The sequence below is a fragment of the Acrocarpospora pleiomorpha genome, assembly GCF_009687885.1.
Lineage (GTDB): Bacteria > Actinomycetota > Actinomycetes > Streptosporangiales > Streptosporangiaceae > Acrocarpospora > Acrocarpospora pleiomorpha.
Genome location: NZ_BLAF01000008.1, coordinates 249,049 through 261,708, shown reverse-complemented (window position 1 = coordinate 261,708; position 12,660 = coordinate 249,049). Strand labels below are relative to the sequence as shown.

2 protein-coding genes are annotated in these 12,660 nt (G+C 70.1%); both read right to left on the bottom strand.

Features of this window, described 5'->3' with window-relative positions:
• Nucleotides 1–16: 16 nt before the first annotated feature.
• A complete protein-coding gene (locus Aple_RS08290; protein WP_155343897.1) occupies nt 17–5,857 on the bottom strand; it encodes a type I polyketide synthase in 5,841 nt (1,946 codons plus the stop codon).
• Nucleotides 5,850–12,593: a type I polyketide synthase gene (locus Aple_RS08285; RefSeq protein WP_246264252.1), complete on the bottom strand. Its 6,744-nt coding sequence runs from the start codon at nt 12,591–12,593 to the stop codon at nt 5,850–5,852. The genes Aple_RS08290 and Aple_RS08285 overlap by 8 nt, the downstream gene beginning before the upstream one ends.
• Nucleotides 12,594–12,660 lie beyond the last annotated feature (67 nt).

Sequence of the window (12,660 nt, the reverse complement as noted above, 5' to 3'; positions counted from 1 at the left end):
GGGCACCGCGTCCGGCTCAGTCGAAGGTGGTCCGGATCCAGTCGCGTATCAGGGCCGCCGTGTACGGGGCATGTTCCTCCGCCATGGTGAAATGGTCGCCGCGGGCGATGACGGTGGGGTCGTCGAACGGCCAGACGGGTTCCCAGTCTGCCGGCCAGCCCTCCAGCGGTTCCCCCGCACGCACGAACAGCACGGGGATCGGTAGATCAGTGAGCGTCGGATCGAGTGTCTGGTAATGCAGCGTGGCGGTGACCCAGCCGTCGTCGCCGGACACCGCGAATCTCGGGTCCTCCAACCGGAGCTCCAATTGCTCACCCAGACCGGGCAGCAGTGGGTCGACCCGGCTCACCTTGCTGGAGTCGTAGGTGTCCAGCACGACGACACCGGCCGGCGGGGTGCCCTGGTCGCACAGGTACCGGGCGAGCATGTGAGCGATCAGACCACCGGAGGACAGGCCGGTGAGCACGAAGGGCCGCTCCCGCAGTTCCGCACGCAGAGCGGCTGCGTGCATCTCCAGCAGCACATCCTTGGTCTTCGGGAGCGCCTCGCCATCGCGGAAACCCGGCTGCCGCAGAGCCCAGACGTCTCGTTCGCCCTGGAACGGCTTTGCCAGGCGGGAATACTGCACCGGATCCGACGTGCCAACGACCGCGGTGACACAAACCAGTGCCAGTCCTTGCGGGCCGCTTGCCAGCCGGACCGGTCGGGGGATATCAGGCAGCTCGTTCAGCGAGGTGAAGAACGTTCGTGATTTCTCCCATCCGGCCGCCGTGGCCCGGAGGTACCGCTCTCTGACGGTCTCGTTGTCCTCTTGCGTGGCCGGTTCGTCCTCGCCCTGGGCCAGCACCTTCATCAGATGCCCGACCAGCAACAGCGGTGTTGGATGGTCGAAGGTGACGGTCGGCCGCAGCCGCAGGTCGAGTGCCTTGGCGAGGTGGTTGCGGATGCTGACCGCAGCCAGTGAGTCCACACCCATCTCCAGGAACTTGGCCTGCGGCCTGAGCTCGTCCGTGCCGTGGTGCCCGAGGGTCACCGCGACCTTCTCCAGCACCAGATCGAGCAGGGCCCGTTCCCGCTCCGGTTCCCCGAGCAGGTCGAGCAGCTGACGCTGATCCCCGTTCGAAGCCTCCGGCTGGCTCACCAGCTCATGCAGCAGGGGCCCGGCCTGGCCACGCAGGTCGAGCCGGGCGGGCACCAGCACCGGGTCGGCCAGCTTGACCGCGGTGTCGAACAGCGCCAACGCCTCCTTCGTGGACAGCGAGTCGGTCGCCGTGTCCAGATGGCGGGTCATGTCACTGCGTTCGGCCCACAGGCCCCAGGCAAGCGACACCGCGGGAAGTCCTCGCGCGCGCCGGTGGTGGGCCAGTGCGTCGAGCACAGCGTTGGCGGCGGCGTAGTTCGACTGGCCCGCGCTGCCCACGGTGGCGGCAGCCGAGGAGAACAGCACGAACGACTTCAGCGGCAAATCCTGAGTCAGCTCGTGCAGGACGAGCGCCGCCTCCGCCTTCGGCCGCAGGACAGCGCCGAGGCGGTCCTCGGTCATGGTTATCACCATGCCGTCGTCGAGCACCCCGGCCGCGTGGACGACGATCGTCGGCTGGTGTGCGTCGAGCAGCTCGGCCACCTCTGCCCGGTCCGCGACGTCGCAGGCGGCCACAGTGACGGTGGCTCCCAGTGCGGTGAGTTCGTCCCGCAACCCTGGCGCGTCACCTCGGCGGCTGACCAGGACCAACTGTCGCACCCCGTGCACGGTGACCAGGTGACGGGCCAGCAGCCCGCCGAGTGTGCCGGTCCCACCGGTGATCAGCACGGTGTCCTCAGCCCCGGCGAACTTCGCCGGCCTATGGGGGAAGGCCCGCACCAGGCGGCGTGCCAGCAGCTGCCCGCCCCGCACGGCGACCTCCGGCTCGTTCGAGGCCAGCACAGCGCTGATCGTCAGTGGGGTGATCTCGTCGGCGTCCAGCAGGACGAACCGGCCGGGGTCCTCGGTCTGCGCCGACCGAATCAGGCCGATGACGGCCGCGCCGGCCAGGTCGCTGACGTCGTCGCCGGTCCTGGCCGCCACCGCGCCCGAGGTGACGAACACCAGCCTGGACGCGGCGAACTCCGGACGCGTGCTCCACCGCTGGGCCAGTCTCAGCGCGCGGCGCGCGGACTCCCGCACCGAGCCGCTGGAGCCGGGGACAAGCACCGCGCCCGGCGGTGGCAGACCCGCGGAGACCGCATTCTCCAGTTCCGCCAGATCCGGAAAAACGGGGAAGTGGTCGGTCTCGAAACCCACGGCCGCGACTGTCTCCGAGGCGACACTGCTCGCCGCGCGCACCTCGACCCACTTGTTCCGGAACAGCGCGTCCCGCGGCGCATCGCTTCGTACGGCAGCTGATCGCAGCACCAGCGAGTCCACCGACAACACCGGCATGCCCTCGCCATCGGTCACCGTCAGCCGCACCCCGTCATCGACCGACCCACTCAGCCGCACTCGCAGTGTCGCCGGTTCAGCTGTGTGCGCGGTCACCCCAGTCCATACGAACGGGAGCACAGGTCCTTCACCTGGTGCTGCCTCGCCGCTGAGTCCGAGAGCGTGCAGAGCGGAATCCAGAAGTGCCGGGTGGACCACGTAGCCACGTGCGTCCACCGGGCAAGCCACCTCGGCGAAGACCGCGTCGTCGCGCCGCCACACTGTCCGCAAACCTTGGAATGTGGGGCCATATCGCAGCCCGTGACCAACCAGCGCGGCGTAAAGGCCGGTGTGCGGGACCACCTCCGCGCCGGCGGGCGGCCACTCCTCGATCATCTCGGGCTCGGCGTGCGCCGGGCTGAGCACTCCCTCGCTAAGCACTCCCCCACCGTGACGCACCCAGCCCGCACCGTTCACTTTCGCATGGAGGGTCAGCCCACGGCGCCCGGTGTTGTCCGGTGCGCCGACACGCAACTGGACCGTCGCCGCACCGTCGTCCGGTAGAACCAGCGGCAGTTCCAGGGTGAGTTCCTCCACCGTGGCGCAGCCTGCCGCGGCGCCCGCGCGCAGCGCGAACTCGAGCCAGGCGGTTCCGGGCAGGATGACCTCGTCCAGGACCCGATGATCAGCCAACCACGGAGCCGACGCCACCGACAGGCGCCCGGTCAGCACCAGCTCGTCGCTGTCCGCCAGCTCCACCGGCGTATCCAGGACAGGATGACCAACGCTTGCGGACTTACGCGGGGTCAGCCAGAACCGCTTGCGTTCGAACGGATAAGTCGGCAGCTCGGTAAATTCGGGCGCTTCCGGGCCTGCCCAGGCAGTCCATTGCGGACACAGACCGCGGACGTACAGCTCGGCGAGCGAGGCGAGAAGCGCTCTGCGGCCGTTTTCCCCTCGGCGCAGCGATCCCACGACCACGGCCTTGTCATCGACGGCCGCCTGCACCGCCGGGACCAGCACGGGATGCGGTCCGACCTCCACGAAGAACGAGTGTTCCGGCACCGCGAGCCCGGCGACCGCCTCGTCGAACCTCACCGGCATGCGCAGGTTCCGGTACCAATACCCGGCATCCAGCTCGGTCCCGGCGAGCACGGCGCCGGTTACCGTGGAGTGGAATGGGAGGTCCGTGGCCTTCGGCGACACCGGCGCCAGCTCGGCGAGGACGCGGTCGCGGATGAGCTCCATCTGGGGCGAATGGGACGCGTAGTCCACCGCCAGCTTCTTCACCCGCACACCGGACTCGGCCAATTCCGCCAGCAAGGCATCGAGCGCGTCGGTGGCTCCCGCGACCACCGCCGACTCCGGTCCATTGACCGTCGCGATCGACAGCCGATCGCACAGTCGGGCCCGCAGTTCGTCCGCAGGCATCTCCACCGAAGCCATACCGCCACGGCCGGACAGTGCCGTCAGCACCTTCGCGCGCCGGGCAACCACCAACGCGGCGTGTTCGAGGGACAGCGCGCCGGCGACGTGGGCGGCGGCGATCTCCCCCTGGCTGTGCCCCACCACCGCATCCGGCTCGATGCCGCAAGACCGCCAGAGGCCGGCGAGGGAGACCATGACCGCGAACAGCGTCGGCTGCACTACGTCCACTCGCTCCAGCGAGGGTGCGTCCGGCTGCTGCCGCAGCACCGCGAGCAGGTCCCAGTCGACATGTGGCGCCAGCGCTTCGGCGCAGCGGTGGATACCCTCTCGGAACGTGGGCGACGCGTCCAGCAGGTCTGCGGCCATTCCCGCCCACTGACCACCCTGACCGGGGAAGACGAACACCACCTTGCCCATCAGGTCCGCAGTGCCCGTTATCACGCCCGGTACGGCGTCACCCCGGCTCAACGCGGTCAACCCGGGCAGGGGATCCGGGTCGAGCACCACGGCACGACGCTCGAACGTACTGCGGGAGGTGATCAGCGCCCGCGCGACACCCGCCGGATCCCTACCGTCCACATGCGATAGCAGCTGCCTCGCCTTGGTGCGCAGCGCGGATTCGGTCCGAGCCGAGAGCACCCACGGCAGTGACTGCGCTGCGCCGACGGCCGGCGCTTCGGCGGGCGGCGCCTCTTCGAGGATCACGTGGGCATTGGTGCCGCTGATACCGAACGCGGACACCCCGGCGCGCCGAAGACGGCCCGCGCTCGACTGCCAGGGGCGGCTTTCTGTGAGCAGTTCCACCGCGCCCGCCCCCCAGTCCACATGCGACGACGGGCTGTCCACGTGCAGCGTCGCCGGAAGGGTCTGGTGGCGCAGCGCGAGCACCATCTTCATCACTCCGCAGATACCGGCCGCGGCCTGCGTGTGCCCGATGTTCGACTTCACTGACCCGAGTACCAGCGGGGTTTCCCGGTCACGGCCGTAGGCTGCCTGCACCGCGGCCGCCTCGACCGGGTCGCCGAGCCGGGTTCCCGTGCCATGAGCCTCGACGGCGTCCACATCCTGGCTGCGCAGCCCCGCGTCGGCCAACGCGTCGCGGATGACCTGCCGTTGTGCGAGCCCGTTGGGTGCGGTCAGCCCGTTGGACGCCCCGTCGGAGTTGATCGCGGTGCCCCGCACCACGGCGAGCACCGGGTGGCCATGGGTGAGGGCATCGGTCAGCCGCTCGACGACCACGACCCCGGCGCCCTCACCCCATCCCATACCGTCCGCGGCCTCCGCGAACGCTTTGCACCGGCCGTCCGCGGCCAGCGCGCCCTGGCGCTGGAAGACGGTGAACACGCTGGGCGTGGCCATCACCAGCACTCCCCCAGCTAGCGCGAGATCGCATTCCCTCGCGCGCAGCGACCGGACTGCCAGATGCAATGCCACCAGCGAGGACGAGCACGCGGTGTCAATCGAGACCGACGGGCCCGTCAAGCCGAGCAGGTAGGCGACTCGCCCGGACAGCACGCCCGCGGAGGTGGCGATCGCCAGGTGGTCACCGTCCTCGTGGTGGTTGCCGGGCTCGCCGAACAGACTGCGGTAGTCCTGGTCGCTGGTCCCGGTGAACACCCCCGTCCGCGAGCCGCGCAGGGACATCGGGTCGATTCCGGCCCGTTCCACCGCCTCCCACGAAATCTCCAGCATCAGTCGCTGTTGCGGGTCCATCCACAGGGCCTCACGGGGACCGATTCCGAAGAAGCCCGCGTCGAACCAGGCCACGTCGGAAACGAACGCCCCCGCGCCGGTGAACTCGTCTGCCCAGCCACGGTCGGTAGGAAACGGCGTGACCGCGTCCCGGCCGGCGTCGATCAGCCGCCATAGTCCGTCCGGGTCGTTCGCCCCACCGGGCAACCGGCAGCCCATACCCACGATGGCGATCGGCTCGTGTGCGCTCGCCTCGACCGCACGCAGGCGTTCCCGAGTGTCCCGCAGCGTGGTGGTGAGGCGCTGCAGGGTGTCGAGTAACTTGCGGTCGTCAGTCATCGAGACGGTCCCTTGCTGCCAAGTCGAGTTCTTGTTCGGCGCGGCTCAGCAGGGTGTCGAGATCCGCCGTCTCGAGCTCCTCCCGCACTGGGCGTTCAGGTTGCGCGGCGGCAGGGGCCGGAGCGAGTTCGGCGTCGAGGTAGCCGGCCAGCGCGGTGGGCGTGGGATGGTCGAACAACGCGCTCGCGGGCACCCGCAGTCCGGTCACCGCACTCAGCTGGTTGCGCAGCTCCACCACGCCCAGGGAGCTGAGCCCCTGCTCATGGAAGGGTTTCCCAGGCAGGATCGCCTCGACCGAGTCGTGCCCGAGCGCCTGGGCGGCGTGGTGGCACACCAGATCGCGCAGCGCACGGACACGCTCGGCCTGCGATACTCCGGCCAGCCGCCGGATGAACGAGGAGACCTCCGCGGACGGCGCGGCGGCCTTGCTCTGCCGCGCTTCGGAGAGGTCCACGAGCAAGGGGCTGTGCCGGGTGGTCGCGAACACCGAAACGAACCGGGCCCAATCGACATCCGCGACCACCAGTCCGGACTCGTCCTGCGCGAAGGCCAGGTCCAGCGCGGCGATCGCCAGGTCCGGGTCGAGCACCGTCATGCCGTTGCGGCGCAGTCGCGCGGCCACGATCCGCGCCTCCGCCCCGTCCACCGCCATACCACCGGCCCCCCACGGTCCCCAGGCCACCGACGTGGCCGCGAGCCCGTCGGCGCGACGTTGTTCTGCCAGCGCGTCGAGGTAGGTATTGGCCGCCGCATAATTGGCCTGGCCGGCGTTACCGACCGCGCCGGTGGCGGAGGAGAACAGCACGAACGCCTTCAGCTCTCCGGCGAGCTCCTGGAGGTTCTTCGCGCCTGCGACCTTGGCCCGCAAGACCCGCGCGAGCCGTTGCGGGTCCAGCGCGTCGATCACGCCGTCGTCGAGCGCCCCGGCCGCGTGCACGACCGCGGTCAGCGGGCGGTCCTCGGGGATCCCGGCGAGCAGGGCTGCCACCGCTTCCCGGTCGGCCACGTCGCAGGCGGCGACGTCGACCTCGGCGCCGAGGGCGGTCAACTCGGCGACCAGCTCGGGATCGCTCGCATGCCTGCCTGTCAGGAGCAGTCGTTCGATGCCCTTGGCGGCCAGCCACCTGGCAAGCTGCCTGCCCAGCGCGCCGAACGCTCCGGTGATGAGCGTGGTGCCGCGCGATGGCCAGTCGCGTCGGGGTCCAGTTCCGACCGGCGCGTGCAGCAGGCGCCGGACGAACACTCCGGAGGCGCGCACGGCGACCTGATCCTCCGCCGAGGAGAGCACACCGGCCAATCGTTCGGCCGCCGGTGAATCCACCGTGAGTGGTAGATCGACCAACCCGCCCCACCGGTTTGGGTGCTCCAGCGCCGCGACCCGGCCGAATCCCCACACCATGGCCTGCACCGGGCTGCTGAGCCGGTCACCGTAGCCCGTGGACACCGCTCCCTGTGTCGCGCACCACAACGGCACTTCGAGCTCGGCGTCCCCCATGGCCTGGATCAGCGCGCTGGTCAGCGCGAGCCCGGCGGGCACCTCGGCCGTTCCCGGATGTCCCCGCTCATCCAGCGCCAGCAGGGACAGCACCCCGTCGATCGGTTCGCCGTCACGTACGGACGACGCAAGGCGCTCGGCGATCTCCGCGCGGCCCGCACCAATACCGATGGGCAGCGTCTGGGCGCCGAGCTTGTCGCCGAGCGGTTCTGGCACGGGTAAGTCCTCGGAGTGCACGATCAGCCAGTTCCGCAGGCGGGCGGCCTGGTCCGGCCCGGGTTGCCAGGCGATCCGGTACCGCAGCCGGTCCATCGCGGCTTCCCGGTCATGGCTGCGTCGCCACCGCGCCATCGCGGGCAGCAGTTCGCTGAACTTCCGGTCGGTGCTCGTGCCCAGCAGATCGGTCAGGCGCTGAAGGTCGTCGCGCTCAACGGCCTCCCAGAAGGCCGCGTGGGTCTGCTGGGAGTGGCTCTCGACCGCGTCGGGCATCAGCCAGAACCGCTTGCGCTGGAAGGCATACGTCGGCAGGTCCACTCGTCGCGCCCCGCTGCCGGCATACCACGCCGACCAGTCCGGCCCGTGTCCGCGGACATGCAGCGCCGCGACGGCGCCGAGCACGTCGTCGCGGCGCAGGACGGGGATCACCGCCGCGTCGGCCGTTTCGGTGAGGCAGTCGGCGGCCATCACGGTGAGCGTCGTCTCCGGTCCCAGTTCCAGAAACGTGTTGACGCCCTCGTCTTGCAACGTCCGCATCCCGTCGAGGAACCTGACCGTGCCGCGTATGTGGCGGACCCAGTACTCGGGCGAGCACAGCTCGTCGGTGGTGGCCAGCCGCCCGGTCAGATCGGACACGATGGGGATCTCGGGTGGGTGATAGGTCAGGCTTTCCGCGACCGCGCGGAACTCGTCGAGCATCGGATCCATCAGGGAGGAATGGAACGCGTGGCTGACCTGCAGGCGCCTGGTCTTGCGTCCCTGGGTTCGCAACCGCTCCGCCAGCGCGACGACCGCCTCCTCTGTCCCGGAGATCACCACCGACCGGGGCCCGTTCACCGCTGCCACCGACACACCTGGGGGCAACTGCGCGACCTCGTCCTCCGATGTCGCCACCGCGTACATCGCGCCGCCCTCGGGCAACGCCTGCATGAGCGAGCCCCGCGCCGCGACCAGCGTGCACGCGTCCCGCAGGGACAGCACTCCGGCCAGGTGGGCGGCGGTCAGCTCACCTATGGAATGCCCCAGCAGCAGATCCGGCCGGATACCCCAGCTCTCGAACAGCCGAAACAGTGCCACCTCGAGGGCGAACAGGCCGGTCTGGGCGAATTCCGTCCGGTCGAGGTGTTGCTGATCCGTACCGAACACCGTCTCCTTCACCGGCAGGCCCAGCCCGGCGCACACCTCGTCGAATGCGGCGGCGAAGACCGGATACGCGGCATACAGCTCGCGTCCCATGCCCACTCGCTGGCTCCCCTGACCGGTTAGCAGGTAGGCCAAGCCTCCCTCGGCTACCACGCCGGCAATGAGGCCGGGGTCGGGTTTGCCCGTTGCCAGCGCGGTCAGCGAGCGCCGCAGCCGATCCCGGTCACCTCCAGTGAGCACGGCCCGATGCGCCAGCGCCGACCGCGTCGTGGCCAGCGAGAAGCCGACGTCGCGCTCGTTGAGATCGGGGTAGGCGTCCCAATGCGCGGCCAGTCGGCCCGCCTGGGCGCGCAGAGCCGCTCCCGAACCGCCCGAAACTGTCCACAGTGGCCAGACGGACACGACGGGCTCCGCCGTGGTCTCCGCCTGCGCGGGTGGCTGCTGAAGGATCATGTGGGCATTGGTCCCGCCGATCCCGAACGACGACACGCACGCCCGCCGGGGCGGGCCGTGATCAGGCCACGGCATCTGCTCGGTGACCAACCTCAGCCCCGCGCGCCAATCCACGTGGGAGCTGGGCTGGTCGATGTTCAGGGTCGCCGGGACCACGCCGTGCCGCATTGCCAGCACCATCTTGATCAGCCCGGCCGCGCCTGCCGCGGCCAGAGTGTGGCCCAAATTTGACTTCAAGGAGCCCACCAGCAGCGGCCGGTCCGGCGGCCGATGCGCCCCGTAGGCCGCCAGCAGAGCGCCGGCCTCGATCGGGTCACCGAGCTTCGTGCCTGTGCCGTGCGCCTCCGCGACGTCCACGTCCGACGGCCGCAGGCGGGCGTCAGCGAGTGCGGAGACCAGCAGCCGGTGCTGGGCGACGCCGTTGGGCGCGGTGAGCCCGTTGCTCGCTCCGTCCGAGTTGACCGCCGACCCCGTGATCAAAGCGAGAACCGGATGGCTGTTGCGGCGCGCGTCGGAATACCGCTCCAGCACGAACATCCCACCGCCCTCGGCCCAGACGGTGCCGTCAGCGCCCTCGGCGAACGGTTTCACCCGGGTGTCCGGCGCGAGCCCGCCCTGGCGGCTGAACTCCACGAACACCATCGGTGAGGACAGCACATTCACCGCGCCCGCCAGCGCCAGCGAGCACTCGCCACGGCGCAGCGCGGCGGCGGCGAGGTGCAGCCCGACCAGTGACGACGAGCATGCCGTGTCGATGGACAGATTGGGCCCCTGCAGCCCGAAGGTGAACGAGATCCGGCCGGAGGCCACGCTGGCCGCGGTCCCGATCGCCAAATGCGGACGCGCGGTCCAACCGGCGTACCCGGGGCCGATGCCATAGTCGTTGTGGCTCAACCCGGCGTAGACCCCGGTGTCACTGCCGCGCAGCGCGGCGGGGTCGATGCCGGCCCGTTCGAACGCCTCCCAGGACAATTCAAGCAGCAGCCGCTGCTGAGGGTCCATCTCGAGAGCCTCGTGCCCACCGATGCCGAAGAACGCGGGATCGAACTCGGCGGCGTCGTGGAGGAACCCGCCCTTGCGCACATAGGTCGTGCCCGGCCGCTGTCGTTCCGGGTCGTACAGGGCAGCCAAGTCCCAGCCGCGATCCTCCGGCATCGACGAGATGACGTCACGACCCGAGACGACCAGCTGCCAGAGGTCCTCCGGCGACTGCACTCCGCCGGGGAACCGGCAGCTCATCCCGACGATGGCGATCGGCTCGTCGGAACCGCTCCGGCGCGGGACCACGGCAACCGGCTGGGACGCGTGGTTTTCCAGGTGCGCGGCCAACTGATTCGGGGTGGGGTGGTCGAACAGCGCGGCCGTGGCGATCTTCAGCCCGGTCCGCCTGCGCAACCGGTTCACCAGTTCCACGGCGGCCACGGAGTCCAGTCCGAGCTCGACGAACGACCGGCCCGGCCGGTAGCCGCCCTTGAACATCGCCTCGACCTCGGTCCGGATCAACCTGGGCAGATCCGTCGGCCGGGAGGTGGCACGGGCGGGCTGGATCGGTTCGGTCGGCAGGTGCGTGCGCCGGCCGCCCCAGCCGCGGAAGACCTCGGGCCAGTCCACCGAGACACCGTGGGTGTGCAACTCGCCCAGCGTGCCGAGCACGGCGTGCGGATCGGACTCGCCGCGCAGCGCGGCGGTCACGAGCACGTTCCCGGCAGCGGACTCGGGCAGTGTCTCCTCGACCAGCGCGGCGAGCACGCCACTCGCGCTCATGTCCACGTAGGTGTCGACGCCCGCCGCGTCGAGGCTGGTCACGCAGTTGAGGAAGTGCCCGGTCCCGCGTAGCTGCGCGCCCCAGTACTCAGGACGGCAGACCACGTCGGGGTCCGATCCGAACCCGGTGTACACCGGGACGAGCGGGATACGCGGTGGCCGGGGCGAAAGACCACGGGCGAATTGCTCGAAGTCACCGGCCATCGCGGCCATGTGCGGGGAGTGGAAAGCCCGGTCGACTGGCAGCTGCTTCACCTTGCGGCCACGATCCGACCACAGTCCGGCGATCCGCAGCACGGTTTCCCGGTCCCCGGACACGACCACGGAGTTCGGGGCGTTCACCGCGGAGATCCCGGCCAGGTGTTCGAGCCCGGACAACGATTCCAGCGCCTCCGCCTCGGTGACGCGCATCGCGATCATAATGCCGCCGACGGGTGTCTTCTCCCGGAACAACCTGATCCGCTCGGCCAGGAAGGCGCACACATCAGGCAGCGAGTACACCCCGGCGGCCGTCGCCGCAGCCAGTTCCCCAACTGAATGCCCCGCCACGAAGTCCGGGCGCACGCCACAGTGCTCGAACTGGCGGAACAGCGCCAGTTGGACGGCGAACAGCGCATCCTCGGTGTACAGCGCCTCGTCGGCAGGTGCGACCTCAGTGCGGCCATCGCCGAGCAGCAGACCGCGCACCGACCAGGTGGACACCGCGTCCAGGTGGTGACACACCTCGTCGAGCGCGTCGGCGAACACGTCGAACATCGAGTACAGCTCACGTCCCATGCCCGCCCGCTGCCCGCCCTCACCGGGAAAGAGGAAAGCCACCTTGCGCCCAGTGCGGGCCTTCTCCGCGCCACCCCTGCCGGCCGCGACTTCACTGAGCCCGTCGGCGAGCTCCGCGCGGTCACTGGCGAGGACTACGGCCCGATGCGGTAGGTGCGGCCGTGCGACCGCCAGCGTGTGTGCGGTGTCCAGCAGGTCGGGGCCGCTGGGCTCGGTCAGGTGGACGCGCAGGCTTTCCGCCTTGCCGCGCAAGGTCTCTTCACTGTCGGCCGACAGCAACAACGGCAGGGTCCGGACCACGGCCCTGGTCGACGACGACGGGCGCGCGGGTGGTTCTGACAGCACCAATGCGCAGACCGTTCCGGCGTCGTCCGCGGAGCAGAGCACTGCGGTCAAGCGGCGGTTCAGGTCGAGCGGAGCGTCAGCGACGGGAACCTGCCTGCGGGTGAGCAGCACTGGCATCTCCAGCAGAGCCGTCACCGCGTCGTCCTCGCCGCCCGTTTCGTCGCCGTCGAACACGTCGCCGTCGAACACTCTGTCCAGCGCGGCCTTGCCCGAGTGGTACCCGCGCCGCCACAGGAACTGGATGCTGTCGCGGTGCACCTCGGCGCGAGCACAGGCCTGCTGCGCGACCCGCCCCCGGCCCAGCGCGCTACCGTCGATCACGCAGTGGATCGGGTCGCCGTCGGCCACCGCGGTAGGCATCGGCTTCAGCAGGAGGAATCCGCTGCTACCACCGGGTGAAACCACCCCGGCGAGCGCGAGCGCGGACTCGCCGGCGTGAATGCTCTGGCAGGCCAGGTGCACCACCCCGGCGGGCTGGATGTCCAAGGTCACGGCGGGCCCGAGAACACCCAGTCGGGTGGCGATCAGGTCGGCGTGCGCCATGGCGAACACACCGGTGGCCGTATTCCGAAGCCGTTCCGGAACAACTCCAGCATTTTCCAGCGCCCGA

Excerpts from the sequence above, each read along its gene's own strand:
- Aple_RS08290 (WP_155343897.1), bottom strand. The coding sequence starts at position 5,857 with ATGACTGACGACCGCAAGTTACTCGACACCCTGCAGCGCCTCACCACC.
- Aple_RS08285 (WP_246264252.1), bottom strand. The coding sequence starts at position 12,593 with ATGGCGCACGCCGACCTGATCGCCACCCGACTGGGTGTTCTCGGGCCC.